Genomic DNA, 22,513 nt, shown 5'->3' with positions numbered 1-22,513 from the left:
ATCGCTGTTTTCAAGGGAAACACGGGAAATTACGCCTCTTGATTTTTCAGCAGCTGGTCGTCTGGCACGCTTTTGAATTTTCTGGCCGGATGGCCGGCCACGAGATCTTGGCTTTCTACATCCTTTGTAACAAGGCTTCCGGCTGCTACCGCTGCTTCTTGTTCAATGACTTTGCCGGGAAGAATCGTGGAGTTGGCTCCGATCCTCCCGCCTCTTTTTACGGTAACGCCTTTAAAATGTTTAAACCGTTCTTTGGACCGGGCCATATAGTTGTCATTGGTCGTAACAACACCCGGTGCGATGAACACGAGGTCTTCAAGCTCGGAATAAGCCGTAATGTAAGCATTTGTTTCAATCTTGCATTTTACTCCGATGACGCAGTCGTTCTCGACCGCAGCGCCACGTCCGATAATCGTTTTATGGCCGATTGTCACCCGCTCGCGGATGGTCGCAAGGTCAGCGACGAAGACATCGTCAGCCAGCTCTGCGCTGGCGTAGATGATCGAATTGGTTCCAATCGTTACCCCTGAACCGATTTTTGCGGGCGGCAGTGTTTTTAATTCCGGCAGCGCTGAATTCTTTGCTCTTGCTGGCTGCTTGCCGATGACCGCATTATCCTGGATGATGCAGTTATCTCCGATTGAGACTCCGTCGTAAATGACCACATTATGCCCGATGATCACGTTTGAACCGAGCTGTACGTCTTTTCCTAATACTACATTACTCCCCTGGCTGACCGTCAATGAGAACACCCTTTCTTCCTAAAAGCTGAATGCGTTTATGCGAATGATTTTTCTTTTGATTCGTTTACAGGATTTTTGCTGAAATAAGCGGCGATCTGTTCAACGACATACTCCTGCTGCTCCCTCTTCAGTTCAGGGAACATCGGAAGTGAAAGTACTCGGTCTGCTGCTTTTTCTGTTTCAGGCAGGTCACCTTCCTTGTAGTCGAGTTCTTTGAATACCGGCTGAAGGTGAAGCGGTTTTGGATAGTAAATCATAGATCCAATTCCCTGCTCTTTCAAAAACTCCTGCAAACCGCTGCGGTCTGGCACTTGAATCGTGTATTGGTGGAACACATGATAGTTGTGTTCTTCCACAAACGGAGTGATAACAAGATCACCCAGCTTTTCCTTCAACAGTTCTGTGTAAATCGCAGCTTTTTCACGTCGTGCTTCGCTCCATGTGTTCAGATGAGGAAACTTAACGTTCAGGATTCCAGCCTGCAGCTCGTCCAGACGGCTGTTGTACCCCAGGATGTGGTGATAGTATTTCGGCTTGCTGCCGTGAACACGGATCACACGCATCGTTTCAGCAATGTCTTCATCATTCGTGATGATCATGCCGCCGTCACCGTACCCGCCAAGGTTTTTCGTCGGGAAGAAGCTGTAGGTTGCTGTCGTGCCAAGCTCACCGACATTTTTCCCTTTGTATTTGGAACCGATGGCTTGAGCTGCATCCTCAATGATCGCCAGGTTATGCTTCTTCGCGATTTCAGCGATCGGCTCCATGTCTGCCATCTGGCCGTACAAGTGAACCGGGATGATTGCTTTCGTTTTTTCTGTTACCGCTGCTTCAATTTTTGCTGGATCAATATTGTACGTTTTAGGATCGATGTCGACAAAAACAGGAACAGCTCCTGCACGAGCCACCGCACCTGCAGTTGCAAAGAACGTAAAAGAAGGAACGATGACCTCATCCCCCTGTTTCACTCCGCATCCAAGCAAAGAAATGTGCAGGGCATCACTGCCGTTCGCTACCCCCACTCCATGCTTTGCCGCGCTGTATTCTGCTACATCCTGCTCCAGTTTCTTAACGTTATCTCCCAAAATAAAGCGAGACCCTGACATGATATCTTCCAAGCTTGCAAAAATCTCCTCTTTCAATGATTGGTACTGTTCTGATAGATCAAGCATAGGCACTTTCATCTATGATCCCTCTTTCTTCCTCTATATTTGTATTGCATACTGTTGTTAAAACCTTTTGCTACCGATGTTTAGTCGGGTTGGCCTACTGGCGGCTCGCTTTGCGAACCCCAGCCGCGCGCTGAAGGGGAGACTTCGAGGGTCTCTTTTAGCGGCAGTAAGCTATGACTTAATTCTCTTTAACACTGAGCTGATACGCCTTAGAAGTTTTCCCGGTTTCCTGGAAAGCACAGATATCAAGGAAGCGGTCAGCAAGCTTCGTGATGTTGTGCTTCTCGTTCACATACCGATAGCTGTTCCTTGAAATCTCTGCTTTTTCTTCTTCACTTAAATTCAATAACTCTTCCAATCCTTCAGCAAACTCTCCCGGCTTTTCAGGAGCAACCGACTTGCCGGCTTTCGCTTCTGCCACAATGTCGTTGGACACATTGCCGGCAAACAGGATCGGTTTTCCGATCAGAAGGTAATCGTTCAGTTTATTTAACGAAATTCCGTATTTATAAAGCTGGGTATCCAGCATGGAAACTAACAATACATCTGCAAGAGCAAGTGTTGGCATCACTTCTTTTTTCGGAATGCCATCAAAGAAATACACGTGCTCATATTCACTGGCGAGATTTTTGAGATTGTCTTTTTCCGGACCGTCTCCGACAAGGACATAGGCTGTTTTCTCCGGAGAGACAAACTTGGCGCTGTTCACAACCGTTTCCAGTGAGTTGGCTACACCGTGGGAGCCGACATACATCGCGACCTGTCCGTGCTTTTCTTTGATCTTGCTGATCTCATCCTCAAGCGAGCTTTTGCCTTCTTTTTCTTCCATACGGTCCATGTTGATGCCGTTCGGGATTACGTGGATGATCTTTTCATCCACTCCCATCTCCTTAATGTACTGTGCCGCACCCGGCAGCGTAACGATGATCTGGTCCGCACGTTTATACACGAACTTCTCGATTGCACCGAACATAAGAACTGCGGGATGGTGCTTCGACATCGAACCGAGCTCGATCAGCGTCCGCGGCCATAGATCCCGGATCTCCACAATGTAAGCAGCCTTCTTCCATTTGCTTAAAAAGTAGGCAGCCAGGCAGGCAAACAAGTGAACCGATGAGCCTACGATGGCATCAGGACGCTCTTTTTTCATCATCCCGCGCCACATCGCCATGAAAAAGAAGGAAATCATGTTCAAGATCCGCATGACCCCGTTCCCTTTGTAAGGCAGGGTCCAGAGCCATTCAAAAATAACGCCGTTCACGTTTTCCTTGTAATTCTTCTTCTGCTTGTTTCTCCAGACAAAGCGATAAGCCAGAAAGCTGCTTGCGAAAATCCGAATCTTATGGTCTTTTTTTACGAGTTCATGGGCAATGTCATAGTGTCTAGTTATTCCTGTTTCCGACGGTTTTAACGCTACGTGATTTAAAATCCATACCTTCATCTGCTTGTTCACCCCATTTTAAAGACCTGTTGTCAGCCATGGCCAACCTTTCGTATAACGCAACCAGCTCTTGGCTTTCTTTTTCCCAGTTGTACTTCTCAATGACGGCCTTCCTGCCGTTTTCACCCATCTGTTTCGCTTCCTCCGGATGTTCCATGATCCATCTCATGGCATCGGCTACCGCGTCAGGATCGAGCGGGTCCACACATAGTCCGCAGTGGTTCCCGATGACGAAATCCTCCCAGAGCGGGAAGTTGGAAGCGATGGATGGAAGTCCGGCTGCCATGTATTCAAACAATTTGATCGGGTAGGAGACCATGTATCTCGGTTCCGGCCGGATCAGTACGAGCCCGGCGGTAGACTCGTCAAGCACGTCCTTTACTTCGTTTCGGCTGAGCCAGCCTTTATGGTCGACATGGCTCCAGCCTTTCTGCTGCTTCATTTCCTGTTCCAGCTGTTCCGGAGCAAATTTGCCGGCGAGAACGAGCTCGCCTTGTTTTCCTTGTCCGTTCAGAACTTCGATCGCCGAAACCATCTCTTTGATGCCGCGAAGTTCCGTGATTCCCCCGATATAAAGGAAGCTGTTTTCTTTCCGTTTCGCAGTATGGCTCTCTGACGGATTTCCCATCAGTTCTTCCAGGATCGGGAAATTGTGAACCGTCACCGTGCTGGCGTTATACGTTTTAAAACGCTTCGTGATCGTCGGTGTGGCCGTCACAACGGCATCAAACCTGCTGGCTGCGTATTTCTCCATCTTTTTTACCGAGACCGAGATGTTCTTTCTGAGCAGCTTCGGAATCCACTGTTTGGAGAGGACCTGCTCAGGCACATCTTCATGAACATCATAGATGACTTTCTTGCCTTTCTTTTTTAAGAGAAGACCGATGATCATCAGCTCGGGATCATGGAAATGGTATACATCGGCGTCTACTTCAATCGCCGCCTGATACACACTTTTTGCAGCAGCAATCATCCGTGAATAGCGGTTGCTTGCCGTTGAGGACACACCAACAACTTTTACGCCGTCTATTATTTTATTTTCGGTATTTGGTGCTATTAAATATACATCGTGTCCCGCAAGAGCTAGCGACCGGCATTCTTTCACAAAAATTCGGATGTCGTCAGCGGGATGAACTGAAGTTAAATGACAGATTTTCACGGCAACGTTCACTACCTTTGGTTTGGGAGTTAACCATTTGCATGGAAAACCAGACCTTGGCTGGCCTGGTTTTTTATTTTTTGGCTGTTTCGTAACCTTTGTTGCTCTTGGGAGTGGTTGATTTCTGTTCCAGGCTGCTCGCTTTCCGCGGGGCGTGCGCTAAGCCCCACGGCGCAAGCGCCTTTGGGTCTTACCCCGCAGGAGTCTCGCACCTTGCACTCCAATCAACTTGTCAATGAAGGCTTTTTACAAAAATCATCCAAAGCAGCAATCTTTTATAGAAGGTGATACTTTTTCACTTTCGCTGACAGATCTTTCATCGCGTTTCGTGTATCGAACAATACCGGGCTGTGTTCAGCGATCAGTTCATAGTCAAACGCTGTATGATCGGTTGTTAATAGAACAAGGTCGGCACTTTCAAGTACTTCTTTGGAAAGGTCATGAGTTTCCACGATACCGCCCATGTAGCGGAACGTGTTAACGTGCGGATCAACAACCGTGTAATTGGCTCCCGCTGCATCCAGCTTTTCAAGAATCGGAATGACCGGTGATTCCCTCATGTCCTCGATGTCTTTTTTATAAGCGACTCCTAGAATAACGACTTTCGCACCGTTCATCGCTTTCTTTTCCTCATTTAAAATTTTCATGCTGCGTTCGATCACGAAGTCAGCCATGCTGTTGTTGATTTCCCCCGCTGTTTCAATCAGGCGGGTATGGTAGTTGTACTCACGTGCTTTCCAAGTGAGGTAGAATGGATCGATCGGAATGCAGTGCCCGCCAAGGCCCGGGCCTGGGTAGAAGGCCATGAATCCGTATGGCTTCGTTTTGGCAGCATCAATCACTTCCCAAACATTAATGTTCATCTTGTCGCAAAGGATGGCCATTTCGTTCGCCAGCCCGATGTTAATGTTTCGGAAGGTATTCTCAAGAATTTTTTCCATCTCAGCCACTGAAGGACTGGAAACTTCATGCACTTCTCCTTCAAGTACAGCACGGTAGAGAGCAGAAGCCACTTTTGTACATTCCGGAGTTACTCCGCCTACCACTTTCGGCGTATTCTTCGTATTGAACACTTTGTTGCCCGGATCGACACGTTCTGGCGAATACGCAAGGTGGAAGTCCTTACCGCACGTAAACCCTGAAGATTCAAGGATCGGACGAAGAAGCTCTTCTGTCGTTCCCGGATATGTCGTGCTCTCAAGAACGATCAGCATGCCCTCATGCAGGAACTGTGCGATTTCTTTACCTGAGCTCTCTACATAGGATGTATCCGGCTGGCGGTAAATATCCAATGGAGTCGGCACGCAGATCGCAACGGCATCCACTTCTGAGATCAGAGAGTAATCCGTTGTCGCACGAATCTGTTTTGAAGAAGTAAGCATCGCCAGCTCTTCGTCCACAACGTCTCCGATATAATTGATTCCGTCATTCACCATTTCAACACGGTTTTCCTGAACGTCAAAGCCAATTACCTTGTAGCCTGCTTTTGCTTTTTCAACGGCAAGCGGCAGTCCGACATAACCAAGGCCAACCACTCCGATGACAGCCTCTTTCGTTTCGATCTTGTTCAATAGTTGCTTTGTAACATCTCGCTGTGTAGTCTGTAGAGTTTCCATTAGTTTAAAACCTCCTGAGGTTGCATTTTGACAGGCTGATTGGTTTCTGCTGATTCGTACATGGCAAGGACCAGTTCTAACGCTTTTTTGCCATCCTCACCTGTTACGATCGGCTCCCGGTTCTCTTTTATTGACTCGACCATGTCTTCGATGATGCATTGATGGCCGGGCTTTCCAAATGGATCTTCTTCTATCATTTTCTTAAGTTCGGCCGTTTCTTCTTCACTCGTGCCTTCAACGTTCCAGTGCTCCACGTTGACTGCAGTAGGACCGCCGATCTTAATGGTTCCTTTTTCACCAAAGATACTGAGTGATTCTTCAAAGTTTTTCGGGTAGATGGTGGTGGCTGTTTCAACCACTCCAAGGGCTCCGCTCGTAAACTTCACGAGCCCGGTGCAGACATCTTCTGCTTCGATGTCACGGATGCGAGTGGCGCTCATGCTGAACACCTCGTTCACATCACCCATCATCCAGAGCATGAGGTCCAGGTTATGAATGGCCTGGTTCATGAGTACTCCGCCGTCCAATCCTTTCGTTCCTCTCCATGGCGCCTGATCGTAATACGCCTGGTTTCTGTTCCAGCGGACCGTTGCGTTAATGTGGCTGATCTTTCCCAGCTTGCCGCTCCAGACCACTTCTTTCAGCTTTTTCATCGCCGGTCGGAATCGGTTCGGGTGAACGACCGCCAGCTTCACATCGTTGCGTTCACACGCTTCGATGATGGCATTTGTATCATCCATTAAAAGAGCAATCGGCTTTTCTACGACTATATGCTTTTTCGCTTCCGCACCCTGTACGGCAAGCGTTGCATGAAAGCCGCTCGGGGTACAAATGTTAATCACGTCTATGTCCTTATCGGCCAGCAGCTCCGCATAATCTGTATACGTTTTGGCGTTATACGTTTCCTGATAGAACTCCATGTTTTCCGGGATCATGTCACATACAGCAGCAAGTGCTGCGCCTTCTGCCCGGTCAATGGCTTCTGCATGTTTCTTCGCAATATGTCCGCATCCTACAATCGCAAAATTAAGCATCGACAAAACTCCTTTTGATTAAAAACAATAACTTTCTGTTCACTAGATTTCTTCGTTCATTTTATATTATTTCCAAGGAATTTCAGGTAAATTCTCGGTTAAGAGATTGTTAAGGTCATTTACAAAAAGGCGTTGCAGGACAGGGATTTTTCCCATTAGCCTTGTCATGGCCAGTGGTATGGGATTTACATTTTCTTAACAAAGGACATGTTGGATCGCACGTTTTGACCCCCTTAAAGGAACCGGAATACATAAGAAAAGCACCCCTCTGTAAAAAGAAGAGTGCTATATATATATTCTTATTGTCCGTGCATTTATGTTAAATTCTCTGTGCTTGCATCTGATCCACCGTCTGTTTGATGCCTTCTGCAAGGGGCACCTCAGGCTTCCAGTTCACAAGCGCCATGAACTTGCGGTTGTCGAGGCAGCTGCGGTAGATATCACCTTCACGCGGCTCTCCGTAAACAGGCTCCAGGCTGCTGCCCATTTCCTTCGCCATAACGCGGTATAGCTCGTTCACCGTGATCTCTTCGTTCGTGCTGACGTTAAAGATGCCGTCCTTACATAACAAGGCAGCGGTATTGGCCCGGGCCACGTCCTCAACAAAGATAAAATCACGGGTCTGATTGCCGTCGCCATAAATGGAGACCGGCTGTCCGCTCAGCAGCTTATCAAGGAAAATCTTGATAACGCCGCCTTCTCCATCCTTCGTCTGCTTCGGTCCATAAATGTTGGAATAGCGAAGTATCGAGTAGCCGATGCTGTGTGTTTCGCAAAAGTTAGCGATGTACATTTCACATGTAGCTTTTGAAATCCCGTATGGAGCAGTTGGCTGAAAATGCTCACCCTCTTTGAGCGGCACATTTTCATTGTCCCCATAGATGGCCGCTGTTGATGCGAAGACAAACTTCTTCACATCTAAGGCTTTCGCCAGCTCCAGCATTCTGACCGTCCCTTCAATGTTCATCCTCATATCGTTAAGCGGGTCTGCTACGGAAGAAGGCACACTTGTCTGGGCCGCCAGATGGATGATCGCGTCAATTTCATAAGGCTGCAGCCGTTCCGGCAGAGAGGGATCAAGAATATCACTCTGGATGATCACATCCTCCGTGTTTACATTGCTTTCACTTCCCGTCAGAAAGTTATCCACCAAAATCGGGGTATGCCCTTCCTTCATCAGTGCGTTTTTCGTAAATGTCCCGACGAATCCTGCTCCGCCTGTTACCAATACATTCATGCTGAATCCTCCCGTCAGTCAGTACCTGAGTTTTAGTTTTCGAATAACCGTTCTATAGAGCCGCAGGTCGCTTTTCTTGATCAGCAAAAAGCGGTGGTACGGCTCGTTTGTCACTTTTTTGTATAAGACGACCTTTACGAGGAAGCTGACAAAATACGTGATCGTCGCAGAAAATGCGGCTCCGGTCACTCCATACCTCGGAATGAGCACCACGTTCAGCACCAGGTTAAACAGCACATTGAAGATGGAAAGATACATGTTTAACTCGGGCTTTCCGCGGCCGGCAATGTCATTGGACAGAATCTTCTCGACCGACAGAAGCGCCACACCGGGCAGAGTGATTTGAAGCAGGCTCGCACTGTTCTCATACTGATGTCCGAAAAGCGTAACGATCAGATCCTTTGCGACAATAGTCCCTGCCAGCGCAATGACCAACGTAATCGCCATAATGTTTCTTGATACGAGAGAGGTGAGATGGTTTCTCTCTTCATCAGTTTCAATGGCTGCGATTTTTGGGTATAGGACATTGGATATAGAAGCCGCAAAGATAGTCAGCCTCTCCCCGATATTCATTGCGGTTACGTAGATCCCTACCGCTGAATCCACCATGAAAAACCCGATGAGGAAAACAACGATACGATAGTTCAAAAAGCTCGCAAAGTTACTGATATGCGCTTTAAGCCCGTAATTGACAGATTTGCGGAAATACTCCCAAGAGAATCCCCTGATATTAAAACGGAGTCTATGCTTTTTCTTCAGCTGATAGACCATGTAGGCGACGTTGATCAAGTTCCCGGCGATGAACGCCATAATCGCCCCTGGAAGGCCGAGCCTGAAAATAAGGACGAAAACAGCGACAAAGCCGAGAATTCCCACCTGGTTCACGACCATGGCCGTATTGAACAGCTTAAAATCCTGCAAGCCCTGAAAGACCGTCTGAAAATACTCGCGCAAAAACATGAACGGCAGTGCCAATAAGCAAAGGTACAGCAGCGTATGAGGGGTGTGATTGAAAAACTTTTCCGAGAAAAAGAAGATCACAATCGCCCCGATCCCCATACTGACCAGGCTTAGAAGCGTACCGATGATGATGTTATTGTTGTAGACCGTATTCAGCTTCACGTCTCCCCTGCTGATGTAATAGATCGTCGACGTGTTGATGCCGAGCGTCAAAAAGGTCAGCAGAACTGTCGGCAGCAGGGTGATCAGTGCATACTTACCTTGTCCGGCAGGTCCCAGAATCCTGGCCAGCACGACAAGCAGCAATATGCCGATGACGATATTGGTCACCTGTCTAGAAAAAGTTAAGAAACTGTTTCTGACGAAGCTTCGATTGCCGTCGCTCATATCACGATCCGCTCCCTTTCTTTACACTTTTTAAAAAGTCTGTGTAATTTTTCTTTGCATCATATTCCTTTTCCCATTTGGCAAAGGCGTTCGAACGGTACTTCATTTTCTTTTCATCCGGCAGCGCGGCGAATCGTTCGATATCATCCGCCAGCTCAGCAGACGATACCTCTGACGGAATCAAGAAACCATTGCTTTCATCAACGAGTTCCCTTACACCGCCGACATCTGTCGCTATGACCGGAATCGAAGTACTGAACGCTTCCATAATGGTCACGGGAATTCCTTCACTCTCGCTCACGTTCACAAAAAGATCAACCTGCTGTGACTGATAAAATTCAAAGATCTGCTGCTGCGTCCAATGTCCTTTAAAATCGATGGTAACATGTTCCGGTAGCTCATTTTTCGCTTTGTTTTCGATCTCTTCCCGCTGTTCACCGTCTCCAATATGCGTCCAGTGGATCGGAGATGCCGTTTGTTTTAACGCCTCCACCAACAGATCCAGCCGTTTTACCGGCTTTACGTATGAACAGGAAACAATCCTGAGAATTCCGTCTTGTGAAGGGGCTGCGGTAAAGCCAGGTTTTTCAGTCCCGAGCCGGTTCACGAGAAGATGAGCATTCGCGTTTGGATATTTCGATTCAAAATAGTTCTTTCCGTCATCAGAAATCATCCGCACCGAATCGAGTGACGAGATCACTCTTTCCTGAAACGGCAGATAAGGCAGTGAATGCCGGTAATCGTACACGTCCCCTCCGTGGGCGCGGGATACCGCAAAAAGATCCCGGTGCGTTTCCTTCAGCATCGCAAGAGCTACCGCTGAAGGCGTCAGCCAGTACGAATAAAAAACGGAATTGCTTATATCAAAATTCGGATCATCCAGCCACTTTCTCTTGATTTCATCACGGATCCGAATTGCATGGCTCAGCCAGTTAGCCACCTGCATCAACCCTCTGCTGCCAAACATACGGGCTTTTGGAAGCTCTCTTGAAAGCCAGCGGCGTCCCTGAGGATCTGCCGTCACACTGTAAAACGTATGAATGTATTTTTTTGTGCCCCCAGGCCTTCCCGGCAGCTGGTGGACTTGCACTTTTTCAGGAACAGGCCGCTGCTCTCCGGTTCCGTTTACAGCAGCAACTTCAATCTTTTCAAATAAGTGTTCCATGTATTTCATTTCGGTTTCTAAAAACTGCTCCCCGGGCAGGTAAGGATAACGGTTGGTTATCAGGATCATGTGCTCTCTTGCTGTTTTTATGCCATTCTGCAATGTGTTCACCATCCTTTGAATCCTGAAGCTCTTAATCATTCTTGCCAAAAAGAGCATGTATAAGGCTGTTCTCTTAATCTTTCGCAGGCCGATTTTTATTTTTGCAATTCCGTTTTTCGCATAAAAAGCCTAACGGAGGCCTGAACTATCATGATAGGGGTCATTTATTAACTCAACTTAAATTTCTCATGAAGCTTTTGTAAATCTTTGTCCGAATTGTCTTTACAGTTACCGAATTCTTCATTAAACTGTAATATTCTTTATATGATTTTTATTGTATTTACACAACTTTAAAGGTATCTTTATTGTATGCTTCCATAAATTTACGTTCCTTATGTCGAGTCATTTCGACAAGGATTACGAAGTTGCTTTGTCTGTACGATCCTATTCTGTCACCAGAAAAGAAAATAACAGACCAACAAAACCATAGATATAGATGTAGAGAAGAAAAGGAGATTACTATAGATGGACCGTCAACAAATGCGGAAAAAGAAGAAGAAAAAGAGACGTATAAAGTTTATCGTCTTCCCATTGATTCTGATTCTTTTAGGAACAGTCGGTTTCGGATCTTATTTAACCTATAAATTAGCCAATGCATCATCCAAAGCACAGGAGACCCTTTCACGGGGGGACAAATCCGAGCTGCGTATGAATGAAGTCGACCCGGGCAAGGACAACTTTTCCGTCCTTATCGCAGGGATCGATGACAGCAAACACCGTAAAGGAGAAAAGGGATTTGAAGGCAACCGGACAGACGCCCTCATCCTTGCTACCTTCAACCGTGATCAAAAATCCGTAAAAATGGTCAGCATCCCTCGTGACTCCTATGTTACGATTCCGGGGCGCATCAACAAGGACAAGATCACCCACGCCCACGCGTTCGGCGGCATGGATCTTACCGTGGATACAGTGGAACATCTGTTCAACATCCCGGTCGACTACTATGTAAGAGTAAACTTTGATGCATTCTTGCAGATTGTAGATACACTTGGCGGCGTTGATGTCGACGTACAGAAGAAAATCGTCGAACAGGACAGCAAGGACCGTCCTAGAGCCATCACAATCGAGCCAGGCCAGCAAAGGCTAAACGCTGAGGAAGCTCTCGCATACGCGCGTACGCGTCATGCCGACTCAGACATCATGCGCGGCGACAGGCAAAAACAGATTGTCGAAGCTATCCTTAAAGAATCAACACAGATCAAATCGATTCCTAAATACGGCAAGCTTATCGAGAACGTCGGCGACAACATGTCCACCAACTTTACGTTCGGCAACATGCTCGCACTTCTCAAATACGCGAAATCCGTAGGAGATGTCGAATCGCTTAAATTAGAAGGAACAGACGCAAGAATCAATAATATTTATTACTATTCCTTAAACGAACAATCAGTACAAAATGTGTCCGCCCAGCTGAAAGAGCATCTTGCTTATGACGGCTCAGGCACACAGGACAGCGGAACGGGAACCGGAACAGATTCCAGCAGTACCGATTCCACTACAGATAGCACTTCGGAAGCAAGCAACGGAAATTAAGTTTAAGCCGGCCATCGGGGCCGGCTTTTTTCTTTGGGGTTTGGTTGAGGGCGGTTAAGGTGGGCATGGGCGTGATCGATGAAATGAATGCGTAAAAATCAGTCGAAAGATGTCGAGCTTATTCCGTTTGAAAATAAAACATGCAGTTTTGAACATAAATTAATTTTTTTGAACATAAAATGGTTGTTTTTGAACATAAATTAGGATTTTTGAAAATAAAAGATACAACGCCATAAAACAACTCTTAATAATCTTTAAAATGCTGTTAAAAATAACCCTGATTCGTTATTTTTACGGTATATAGAGACTGCATTAAAAGAACAAATCCGCATTAGTCCTTATTTTTAATAAAAAACCAGCAAAAATGGACGAAAATCACTGCAAAATCGCCATACCCGAGGAAAAACCGCCGATACCTCACCACAAATGGCTCTCAGTCACAACAACAAACACAAAAAAACCCGAACCTGAACACTGCCCTCAAGCAGCCCCAGATCCGGGATCCTCTTAAATCCACTTAATCAAAAAACCGATCCACTACACGGCTTGCCGCATGCCCGTCTTCCAGTGAACAAAACTTCTCATGAAAGGCTTGATAACGGCCTTCATAGTCATGCTTCACCTGATCAATGTTCTTGATCGCCGCTGTTACTTCATCAGATGTGCGCAGCAGCGGGCCGGGCGCTTCATTTTCAAAGTCCATATAAAAGCCGCGGAGCTGATCACGGTACATCTCGAAATCATAGGTGAAGAACAGAATCGGGCGGTTCATGTTCGCAAAGTCAAACATGACCGAAGAATAGTCGGTGATCAAAACATCAGTCACAAGATAGAGCTCCTGAATATCCGGATAGTTCGATACATTGTACACAAAGTCTCGATATTCTTCCGGAATGTACACTTTATTGCTGACAACGACGTGCATCCTAAGCAGCAGCACATACTCATCGCCGAGTTCTCGCTGCATCTGTTCAAAATCAAACTGCAGCTCGAACGTAAACTTATTGTTTTTCGACGTCTGGTTATCCCGGAAGGTCGGTGCGTAGAGAATAACCTTTTTCCCCTCTGGGATGTTCAGGCGCTGGCGGATCCTTTCGGCCAGCTGCTCGCGGTCATCGCGGTAAAAGATATCGTTGCGCGGATAGCCGATCTCAAGCAACTCGCCTTCATAGCGGAACGCACTGCGGAAGGCTTTCGTTGCATAGGCACTTGGTGAGATGAGATAATCCCATGTCTTCGTCGCCCGATGCACACGCTCAACATAACCTTCATCACGGCCTTCAACCTTTTCGATATCAAACAGCATTTTCTTGAGCGGTGTTCCGTGCCAAGTCTGGATATACGTCGTTTGCGGGCGTTTCCCAAGATAGGTCGGGAAGTTCTGATTGTTCACCCAGTAGCGTGCTTTAGCGAGATAGTAATAATAGCTCGGGCTGAGCCGCTTAACAATCTTCGTGTTCTCATCGGAAAATCTAATATTCTTGTTATAGATCCATACCTTCTTATAGTTCAATCCACGGCTGACGATCTCTTCATAAATCGCCCGCGGGCTGTCGGCATACTGCTTGCCTACCCCGCTTTCAAAAACGATCAGGTTTGGGTCAACAGGGATCAACCGCCGCGCAACATTATAGAACAAACGCATGGAAGGAAAATAATATTTGCTCTTTCGGTACCGTTTAAACAACACCTGAAAGAGCTCACTTTCTTTAAGCTTCACAAACCAGTTCTTACGGGGTTCAAATTCCTGAATCGCTTCATAGATCCGATCATTATGATGCCGATCGCGGTATTTTAAGAACTTAGCCGATCGCTGAATATACTCTTCTTCAGCTTTAAATTGCTGATTCGCATACTTTTCTACTTCATCAAGAATGTCATCCACTTCATAGACAATCTGACCGGGTAAATCGTTTTCAAGATCAAGATGTGAGCGTCTTTTCCCGATAAATCGGTTCTTGTCAAACTGATAATACAAAATGGGCTTATGAAGAAAACTGAAGTCAAAACCGACCGATGAATAATCGGTAATCATCATAGCCGATTCTTTCAAAAGCCGCTGAACATCCACTTCTCCCTGGCTGATGATGCGCACGCGCGTACCTGTAAAATAGGAAGTGAATTTCTGCATGTTAGGGTGAAGGCAGAAGATCAACTCAAAACCCAGTTTATCGGCCAGTTCATGCAGTTTTGGATGATTGATCAGTTCCCGGTATCTTTCAAAATACTCACTTTCCAAAAAGATATCGTCATTGATGATCCAGTCCCGCCATGTAGGGATGATGAGAATCTGGCGTTTCGTTTCCACGTCTCCTGCAAGAAGGCTGTCAAACCTTGAGAGCCCCGTAACTTTAACCTCATCGTAATGGTAGCCAAAGTCGCGGACAATCATATTTTTTTCAAAATCAGAACTGACAAGAAATAGATCTGTATCAAATCCCGGTGCTCTCTTTCCATAATTGGCGACCATGTTCTTTGTTCCCATAATACCGTGCTGCAAAAAGACTTTTGTTGCTTTAATCGCCTTTTTATAGCTTTTCGTGCGTAATGGAAACAAATAATCAGGATGATGAGACCCAATCACTTTTCTTGCCATAAATGCATGGAATATATGTTCCTTGGACTTATAATAGAGAACATTGCCAAGCGGTTTCACCTGATTTAATTCAGGCGACGTTTCTTCGATCACGTAATACGCTTTTCTTTTCGGATGCTTCTCCCTGAGATATTTAAAGAAATGAAATCCTGTATCTTGTGCTTTATAAGGCCGCTCACCGACAAGCCATATGTTTTGGCTGCGGTAAAAGGGGCGTAGGAGCCATGACCATCGCTTAATTTTCTTCATATACCAGTAAGCCTCGTGAGAGAATTCATCTGCCTGAAGGGATAGATTAAATCCTTTAAACGTGAAATACGGGGTCAAAGCATAGATATTCTGTCCTCTTTCAACATAGCCATCTTTTAAGAAGTTCCTCGCTCTAAATCGTGGTTTTCCTATACGGATCAGCAGAGGTTCTTCAGCAAAATCAAAGGTTAGTTCAAAAAAGAAATCATAGATGTCCTGTCCGAACGCCAAATCTTCATAAATCCTTTGAAAGTCAGCTTCCACTTCGTATTTATAACGGTGCATCCCGTATTTATTCAACGTCTGTTCACTTAATTTTTCCGTAGTAACATCTATTCTTACTTCATTATTTGTATCGCGCCCTTTCAGCAGCAATACAGCTTTCTTGATGCTTGCATCCCTTGTAAATAGCTTTCCGTTAAAGAATAGCTGGTGATTACGGATGACAATCTCATCGATCTGCACCTTTGGCTTGAGCCTGACCATAGCATTAGCAGCCAGCGACACGTTGCCTTTCTTTGTTACGTAAATGAACGTCTGCAGACCTTGATCCTCATAAGGAACGTAATGCAGTACCTCCATTTCGTTAAAACGGCCGAGGCGGACGGGGTAGATGACATCTGTACCTTCATCGTCTCTCGTTTGCAAAACCGCCCGTTCTTCAATCTTTGTAAAGGATTCCTCGGTAAAGTGTTCTTTAGGTCGCTGTATATTTAGATACAGATCAAAATTGCTCTTTTCCCCTTCTTTAAAATAGGGAAGAATCTGCTGAATGGAGAATTCAAAAGTGAAATCTGGCGAAGTGCCTCCTTCTGCTACTTTAATCATCTCTCCATCTTCCCTCGAGGAAAGAAGCAGTTCTTTTGCAATAATATCTTCTTTACCCAACCGGCCGGTCAGCCTAATAATTTCGTTGTCCTGATGGATCGTCAAGGCTTGTTTATAAGAGTTTCTTTTTTTTATCTTGGGTTGTGGTGTAAAAGGCTTAATCATACGATTTAGGAAATCCCCTTGTCTCTTCATCAAAACTTCTCCTTTTTCTAAATGAACCTTTGTGTTGCCGTAGATCATTATCTGTTTTTTCATTTTCGTTTAAAGAAAAATTATGGTTAGAAACTGTATCAAGTTCCCTTATCTTGTCTAAAAAAAATAGGATGCATTCTCTTTTTCAAGAGCAGCACCCAATTTATTTTCAGTTATATATTATTTCGTTGATTGCAACTCTTTTTTATCCACTGGCGACAGTCCGCTTTGCTTTCTTTGCACTTGCTCTTTAAATCGTTTCTTCTCTTCTTTTGTCATCGCCTTATATTCTTTTAAAAATGCCTGATACTTCGGAAGTACGTCCTTCATTGGTCCGTAATCCCTGACTTCTCCGTATTCTAGCCAAAGAATCTTTTCACAGAACTTCTTTACCTGCCCCATGGAGTGGCTGATAAAAAAGATCGTTTTTCCACGCTCTTTGAATTCGTTCATCTTGTCGAGACACTTATCGGCAAACGTCTGGTCACCGACAGAAAGCGCTTCGTCAATCACGAGGATGTCAGGATCAACCGTCACAGAAATAGCAAACCCGAGACGCGACTTCATCCCGCTCGAATATTTTTTAACCGGCTGATCGATAAACTTTCCGATTTCAGCAAACTCAATGATCTCCGGTTCAAGCCTTTTGATATCCTGCTTGCTGAAGCCAAGCATCAAGCATTTCAGCTCAATGTTCTCACGGCCGGTCAGTTCATTGTTCAGGCCAGAGGCGATCGCGATAAGCGATACCTCTCCCTTTAGATCGATCGTACCCGACGTCGGCGGGATAATCCCGGAGATCAAGTTGGAAAGCGTGGATTTCCCTGATCCATTAACCCCGACGATGCCGATGACATCGCCTTGATCTGCCTCAAAGCTTATATTTTGAATCGCATAAAAATCTTCGCCATATCCGTTGGGCAGAATGATGTCCAGCAGCTTTTCAGCGGGCTTTTTATACATTTTAAATTTTTTCGTAACATTGCTTACTACAACAGTTTTACTCATGTCCATCTCTCCGCATCATAAGTAATCCACGAATCGGTTTCTTAATTTCACATGCAGCGTGGAACCAATCAGGAACAATACCAGCACCAGTCCCCAGAAATACAGCGTGTATTCGAGTTTATCACCGAAAAACCAGCCTTTGCTTAAGAGGGCATCCCGGTACCCTTCTACAATATAAGTAAAAGGATTGGCTTCTACAATCAATTTTAGAAAATGCGGCAATTTTGGATTGTTAAATGGATCCCAAAGAATCGGAGTCACATAAAACAGCATCCGCATGATGGATTGCACAAACATCTGTACATCGCGTACGATCGTTGACAGTGTCGAGGTGATCAATGACAGTGAAAAAACGAGTGCTACCGCAGCTAGCATGTAATAAGGAAGCTGCAAATAATATAATGAGATCTTTCCTTTTTCAGTAAATTGAAAGATAACTGCTATGATTCCCAATAATATAGCATTAGGATATAGAATCGAAAATATAACATAGCTTGGAATAACACTTAATGGAAAGTTCATCTTAGCGATAATTTTAATTCGTGTATAAATCGATTTTGACCCTTGCAGGATGGCCGGGCTGATAAAAAACCAGATGACAATCCCTGCAACAAGCCATTGAAGGAAAGGCACACCATCGACCGAACGGTTGCTTCGCATTCCCATCCCAAAGACGATCCAATACACACTGATCTGAATGGCAGGATTCAGGATCTCCCAAAGCATCCCCAAATAGTTATTGTTGTTTTTAATTTTAAGCTCATACATGGATAAACGCATCATCAGGTAAAAGCTGTTAAGTTGTTCTGTTAGTACTTTAAAAGCTGAAATCATTTTCGTAATCCTCTCCCAAAGAGATTGGTTTAGAATACTTTTTGAACGGCTTTGTGAGAAGATTGTCCATTTTCCAGGTAGCAAAATCGTTCATAAAAGTCATCAAAGATCTCTGAATGAATCGTAAATCCGTCTGACTCAAACTTCTCTATTGCTGCAATGACTTCATCTGTTGTCTTCACGAGCGGACCAGGCGCAAGCTGTTCAAAGTCAAAATAGAAGCCCCTCAGCTTATCGCGGTACGATTCGATATCATAAACAAAGAAAATCATCGGCCGCTTCAGGTTCGCATAATCGAAGAACACAGAAGAATAGTCGGTAATCATGACGTCAGATACGAGATAAAGCTCATTGATGTCCCCATGGTAAGAGAAATCATAAGCGAAACCTTCGTATGGCGACAGATCAAAGTTCTCCGCCACAAGATAATGCATCCTTAACACTATAACATAATCTTCCCCAAATTTTTCCTTCAATTGCAGAAGGTCTAGCTCAAGATCAAACTTATATCGTCCTTTGCCGTAGAACTGGTCATCACGCCATGTTGGCGCATAAAGGATAATCTTTTTATCTTGAGGAAGCTCAAGTTTTTCTCTAAGTTCCTTGATGGCCGCAGGATTGTTCTTCGTGTAGAGTACATCGTTCCGCGGATAGCCGACCTCCACTACTTCTTTATTGAAATTAAACGCGCGACGGAAAATCTCGGTCGAATAAGCGTTAGGTGATAGAAGATAGTCCCATTTGCTTGATTCTTTATGGAAGTTCGCTTTGTATTTCTTTGTGTTCGTTCCAGGCATATGAACTTCATCCATATCAGCGGCCAGACGCTTAAGCGGTGTTCCATGCCACGTTTGGAAATAAACCGTATGTTTGGCTTTTGGAATCCATAGCGGCATCCTGCTGTTGGTCACCCAATAGCGGGCACGTGCCATCTTAAAGAGCCATTTTATTGAGAAGCGTTTGGCATAAGGGATGCCGGCATTCTCAAACTTGCTGATACTTCTTCCGTCAACACTCCAGACAAGCTCAAATTCAGGACGGTTCTCTTTTAAATATTCGTAGATCGCACGCGGATTACAGCTGTACTGCTTGCCGAGAAAACTTTCAAACATGACCAGGTTCTTCTTAACAGGCAGATAGCCAGCCATCTTAAAGGCAACCATATAAGCTTTTTTCGTCTTTTTGTGCTGTTTTACCTTTGTTATCGTGCGGCGAACTTTCTTTTTCAGCTCTTGCACAAAGCTGTATTGAACTACCTTAATGAGCATCGATCTCGTTTTCTTCCGTGCAATGAGTGAGACCTTCTTCTTTCCGCTGTCCGTATTGAGAATAATATACTTGTTGATCCTTCTTTTAAAAGAAATCAGCTGAAGCGGAATTGCCAAATCTCCTTGATCCGGCCCTGCAGTGTCTTCATCCTCCCACTTGAAATAGAGGCGGAATGTCAATGAATTCTCATCTGTATTGCACAAATCCTTTACATGGAGGTGCACCTTAAAGCCTTTTGCTTTATATGGCTGCTGCTCCTGACAGTAAGGATTAAGATCTTCCCGTACAACGTTCTCGAACGGAATCACACGTTCTTCAAAGCCTTCAGGGCCTCCGATGACTAACGTTTTTTCCAGTTCTTCATTTTCGTATGGAAAAGGAGAAAAATAGAACCCCTCCAGCGTCACGTTTCCTCTTTTATCAAGATCCGCATTTTCCACTTTAACAACTGGACCGCGGTCATGGACTTTAAAGGAAAGGTTTCCTTTGTTCGTCGTATAAGGTGTAATCGCCTGCTTCGTTTCAGGATCGACTATAGAACCAAGTTCAAGGAATGAATGCTTCGTCCTCATACGGTATTTCTTTTCGATAACTCCAAACTCTTCAATGGTTTCTTCCGGTTCGGGATCATCTTCACTGTCATTTTCGTTTACGCTGTCATTGTCAGCATCTGTTGCTGTTTCTTCTTCAGCAGCTTCCCCTTCGTCTGCGTCATCATCTGCATTAACGTCTCCTGGCTGTTCCTGTTCCTCAGGAGACACTGCTTGTTCCGCATGAATGATGAGGTAAACGTCCCAAACAAGCCCTTTTACCATTTCAGCCTGATCCAGCCTGGATTCAAGGACATAATATTGTTCATTTGCCTCTAACACCATAAAAGGAATCTGCCATTCACGGCCTGACATACGCTCAACAAATAGAAGGTGCCCGGCTAAAGGCTCCTGAAAGACTGAATTGTATTTCAAAAGATATTTTACGATAGCAATATCTTGTTTGAATTCAATATTATGAAGAATACATTTTCTTCTTTTGGTGGGTGCAAAACCTTCTTGGATCTGTAAGTTAGCTTCCGCTTGCATTTACGTTTCTCTCTCTTTCTGTTTCAAGAATATATTCAGCCAATAACCGGCTCGAGTGCCCGAAGTGATATTGGTTCCACATGGCCGAAAATTGCTGAACCTTATTCATGTCATAACCCTTTTCTTTAATTACCTTTACCATTTCGAGGCTGTCAAACACGATCGGCCCCGGGACGAGTTTTTCATAGCTGTCCCAAAGCCCCCTTGTTTTACTATACTCTTTTAGATCGTACGGGTAAAAAATCATCGGTCTGTTTAATAATGAAAATTCATAAGGAATGGAAGAATAATCACTAATTAAAATATCGGTAATCAATAAAATTTCATTAATATCAGAACCGGTGGAATAATCAAATGCAAAGCCGGGATACTGCTCTTCAACATTGATTTTATTCTTAAGTACTGGATGGCTGCGGATCAGAAGCACATATTCTGCTCCAAGTTCACGCTGCAGCATATCAAGATCAAGCTGCAGTTCAAACTCATCCAACTGGTCATCCCGATAGGTCGGTGCGTACAAAATCACTTTTTTGTCTTTCAGAACAGTATTTTCCCGATATAGTTTTTCTTTAACAGCTTTCGTCCGATTTCCACTAAAAAAAAGATCGGTTCTTGGTACACCGGTCCGTAAAAAATTGGCGGATGAAAGTTGAAAAGCTTCTTTAAATATATCAGCCATCGCGTCCGATCCAACAACGACTTTGTGAAAGTTTTTGTAAACATGTAAAAACCGCTTATGCGCTCGCCGGCTTCTAAAGGAAATGGATTCATCCTTCAGTCCAAACGTTTTAATAGCGCCCGCGGCATGCCAAAGCTGTATGCATTCTGTTTCTTTCTTAAAATTGGTGACTGACAGGAAACCAAAATAATTATCTACCAGGACCACTCTGGAAGTTGCCAGGTGATACGCCGACCTGGCCATGCTCATTATCGAATTTTCAAAGGTGATAAGTTTTGCACTGTTTTGGTAGGGCTGCAATTTAGGAATCGCTTTTTTCGCCGCCAAAAAAACAATATGGCTATCCGGCTGCAGCTTCTTCAATTCTTCATAAAGAAACACGGAGTTATCCCCAAAAGAGACAACAAAGGTTACCTTATTCTTCCGCACAGGAAACAGTTTACAAAATGTAAACTGAAGCTTGAAGTAAAACAGATACAGCCAGATAGCTATTTCTTTAACCATTTTTAACAGTAAATAGATCTTTTTTGATCTGAGAAGTCGAGATTCCGATCGTACGCGGCAAATAAACAACTTCACAATACTCTTTCAAGAAGTCAAATTTCCCTTCCCAATCGTCACCCATTACAAAAATATCGATGTTGTTATCTACGACATCAGAGATTTTTTGGTCCCAAGTCTTTTCCGCAATGACTTCATCCACATAACGGATGGACTCCAAAATCATTTTACGATTCTCAAAGCTATGGTATGATTTTTTATTTTTGATCGCATTGAACTCATCTGCTGATAAACCAACAGTCAGATGGTCACCAAGATCTTTTGCTCTTCTCAATAAGTTGATATGCCCCCAATGAAGCAGGTCAAATGTACCGTATGTTAACACCTTTTTCATCTTACAATCCTCTCCTTAAATCGATCTAGTTGTATTTACCCTTTTTCCAATAAATTAATAACAGGTAAATATTTTGTAAATTATATCAATGCTTGTCTCTCTCGCTATTAATCTCTTCGCATGGAATTGACATTTTATTAACTTATTGTAAATGTTTTATGAATAATATAAAGGGAATACAAATTAATAGCTTCTTTATATAATAGCGTTAAAGCACTGCGCGGCCGACAATAAGCTCATTTCAGCCTTACGTTAACGAAATCTTAATATACTTTTTACAAACTTAGAAGTTTCATGGTATACTAGGCTTTAAAAGATGTTCCCCTTTGGAA

Annotated in this window: 15 protein-coding genes and 1 pseudogene; 1 reads left to right on the top strand and 15 read right to left on the bottom strand. The window is 44.5% G+C overall.

Annotated features, from left to right (window positions below; all coding sequences use genetic code 11):
• Positions 1–29: 29 nt before the first annotated feature.
• The 9 genes from P4361_RS01465 to P4361_RS01425 form a co-directional block, all read right to left on the bottom strand.
• Positions 30–752 carry an N-acetyltransferase gene (locus tag P4361_RS01465; RefSeq protein ID WP_053356961.1) on the bottom strand — a complete coding sequence of 241 codons (723 nt, stop codon included), beginning with the start codon at positions 750–752 and terminating at the stop codon, positions 30–32.
• A 26-nt stretch (positions 753–778) separates the two neighbouring features.
• The gene (locus P4361_RS01460; RefSeq protein ID WP_256224633.1) at positions 779–1,927 is read right to left on the bottom strand and encodes a DegT/DnrJ/EryC1/StrS family aminotransferase; all 1,149 of its coding nucleotides are present in this window, start codon (positions 1,925–1,927) and stop codon (positions 779–781) included.
• Between the two features lie 166 nt (positions 1,928–2,093).
• Positions 2,094–3,356, bottom strand: coding sequence for a glycosyltransferase family 4 protein (locus tag P4361_RS01455; protein WP_328088026.1), 1,263 nt, complete (start codon positions 3,354–3,356; stop codon positions 2,094–2,096).
• Positions 3,298–4,515, bottom strand: coding sequence for a glycosyltransferase family 4 protein (locus tag P4361_RS01450; RefSeq protein WP_328088024.1), 1,218 nt, complete (start codon positions 4,513–4,515; stop codon positions 3,298–3,300). The genes P4361_RS01455 and P4361_RS01450 overlap by 59 nt, the downstream gene beginning before the upstream one ends.
• Before the next feature lie 275 nt (positions 4,516–4,790).
• A complete protein-coding gene (locus P4361_RS01445; protein WP_256224636.1) occupies positions 4,791–6,131 on the bottom strand; it encodes a nucleotide sugar dehydrogenase in 1,341 nt (446 codons plus the stop codon).
• A complete protein-coding gene (locus tag P4361_RS01440) occupies positions 6,131–7,165 on the bottom strand; it encodes a Gfo/Idh/MocA family oxidoreductase (RefSeq protein ID WP_328088021.1) in 1,035 nt (344 codons plus the stop codon). The genes P4361_RS01445 and P4361_RS01440 overlap by 1 nt, the downstream gene beginning before the upstream one ends.
• 319 nt (positions 7,166–7,484) lie before the next feature.
• Complete coding sequence (locus tag P4361_RS01435; RefSeq protein WP_328088019.1) at positions 7,485–8,402, bottom strand: NAD-dependent epimerase/dehydratase family protein; 918 nt, start codon at positions 8,400–8,402, stop codon at positions 7,485–7,487.
• An 18-nt stretch (positions 8,403–8,420) separates the two neighbouring features.
• Positions 8,421–9,749 (bottom strand): flippase, encoded by a 1,329-nt coding sequence (locus P4361_RS01430; protein WP_328088017.1) that lies wholly within the window; start codon positions 9,747–9,749, stop codon positions 8,421–8,423.
• 1 nt (position 9,750) lies between these two features.
• Positions 9,751–11,028: a glycosyltransferase gene (locus P4361_RS01425; protein WP_328088016.1), complete on the bottom strand. Its 1,278-nt coding sequence runs from the start codon at positions 11,026–11,028 to the stop codon at positions 9,751–9,753.
• Between the two features lie 453 nt (positions 11,029–11,481).
• Here P4361_RS01425 and P4361_RS01420 point away from each other — a divergent pair, with 453 nt between their 5' ends.
• The gene (locus tag P4361_RS01420) at positions 11,482–12,549 is read left to right on the top strand and encodes an LCP family protein (protein WP_328088015.1); all 1,068 of its coding nucleotides are present in this window, start codon (positions 11,482–11,484) and stop codon (positions 12,547–12,549) included.
• 517 nt (positions 12,550–13,066) lie between these two features.
• On the opposite strand, the gene P4361_RS01415 is transcribed toward P4361_RS01420, so the two are convergent.
• The 6 genes and pseudogenes from P4361_RS01415 to tagD all read right to left on the bottom strand — a co-directional run bounded on the left by P4361_RS01415 (position 13,067) and on the right by tagD (position 22,181).
• Positions 13,067–16,417 (bottom strand): CDP-glycerol glycerophosphotransferase family protein, encoded by a 3,351-nt coding sequence (locus P4361_RS01415; RefSeq protein ID WP_328088014.1) that lies wholly within the window; start codon positions 16,415–16,417, stop codon positions 13,067–13,069.
• 222 nt (positions 16,418–16,639) lie between these two features.
• Positions 16,640–17,425 (bottom strand): annotated as a pseudogene (gene tagH / locus P4361_RS01410) (teichoic acids export ABC transporter ATP-binding subunit TagH); the annotation flags it as partial.
• A gap of 15 nt (positions 17,426–17,440) precedes the next feature.
• Entirely contained in the window at positions 17,441–18,259 is an 819-nt protein-coding gene (locus tag P4361_RS01405) for an ABC transporter permease (RefSeq protein WP_053356949.1), read from the bottom strand.
• A 29-nt stretch (positions 18,260–18,288) separates the two neighbouring features.
• Positions 18,289–20,607: a CDP-glycerol glycerophosphotransferase family protein gene (locus P4361_RS01400; RefSeq protein WP_328088012.1), complete on the bottom strand. Its 2,319-nt coding sequence runs from the start codon at positions 20,605–20,607 to the stop codon at positions 18,289–18,291.
• Positions 20,591–21,790 carry a CDP-glycerol glycerophosphotransferase family protein gene (locus P4361_RS01395; RefSeq protein WP_062237712.1) on the bottom strand — a complete coding sequence of 400 codons (1,200 nt, stop codon included), beginning with the start codon at positions 21,788–21,790 and terminating at the stop codon, positions 20,591–20,593. Before P4361_RS01395 ends, P4361_RS01400 begins: the two co-directional genes overlap by 17 nt.
• Positions 21,783–22,181: a glycerol-3-phosphate cytidylyltransferase gene (gene tagD, locus P4361_RS01390; RefSeq protein ID WP_091002799.1), complete on the bottom strand. Its 399-nt coding sequence runs from the start codon at positions 22,179–22,181 to the stop codon at positions 21,783–21,785. The genes P4361_RS01395 and tagD overlap by 8 nt, the downstream gene beginning before the upstream one ends.
• Between the last annotated feature and the right edge of the window lie 332 nt (positions 22,182–22,513).

It is taken from the genome of Fictibacillus sp. B-59209, assembly GCF_036216745.1.
Taxonomy (GTDB): domain Bacteria; phylum Bacillota; class Bacilli; order Bacillales; family Fictibacillaceae; genus Fictibacillus_C; species Fictibacillus_C marinisediminis.
This window is presented reverse-complemented; position numbering and strand designations above follow the sequence as displayed.

Coding starts and splice junctions, on each gene's coding strand:
- P4361_RS01460 (WP_256224633.1), bottom strand. CDS start 1,927: ATGAAAGTGCCTATGCTTGATCTATCAGAACAGTACCAATCATTGAAA.
- P4361_RS01455 (WP_328088026.1), bottom strand. CDS start 3,356: ATGAAGGTATGGATTTTAAATCACGTAGCGTTAAAACCGTCGGAAACA.
- P4361_RS01445 (WP_256224636.1), bottom strand. CDS start 6,131: ATGGAAACTCTACAGACTACACAGCGAGATGTTACAAAGCAACTATTG.
- P4361_RS01440 (WP_328088021.1), bottom strand. CDS start 7,165: ATGCTTAATTTTGCGATTGTAGGATGCGGACATATTGCGAAGAAACAT.
- P4361_RS01435 (WP_328088019.1), bottom strand. CDS start 8,402: ATGAATGTATTGGTAACAGGCGGAGCAGGATTCGTCGGGACATTTACG.
- P4361_RS01430 (WP_328088017.1), bottom strand. CDS start 9,749: ATGAGCGACGGCAATCGAAGCTTCGTCAGAAACAGTTTCTTAACTTTT.
- P4361_RS01425 (WP_328088016.1), bottom strand. CDS start 11,028: ATGGTGAACACATTGCAGAATGGCATAAAAACAGCAAGAGAGCACATG.
- P4361_RS01420 (WP_328088015.1), top strand. CDS start 11,482: ATGGACCGTCAACAAATGCGGAAAAAGAAGAAGAAAAAGAGACGTATA.
- P4361_RS01415 (WP_328088014.1), bottom strand. CDS start 16,417: ATGAAGAGACAAGGGGATTTCCTAAATCGTATGATTAAGCCTTTTACA.
- P4361_RS01405 (WP_053356949.1), bottom strand. CDS start 18,259: ATGATTTCAGCTTTTAAAGTACTAACAGAACAACTTAACAGCTTTTAC.
- P4361_RS01400 (WP_328088012.1), bottom strand. CDS start 20,607: ATGCAAGCGGAAGCTAACTTACAGATCCAAGAAGGTTTTGCACCCACC.
- P4361_RS01395 (WP_062237712.1), bottom strand. CDS start 21,790: ATGGTTAAAGAAATAGCTATCTGGCTGTATCTGTTTTACTTCAAGCTT.
- tagD (WP_091002799.1), bottom strand. CDS start 22,181: ATGAAAAAGGTGTTAACATACGGTACATTTGACCTGCTTCATTGGGGG.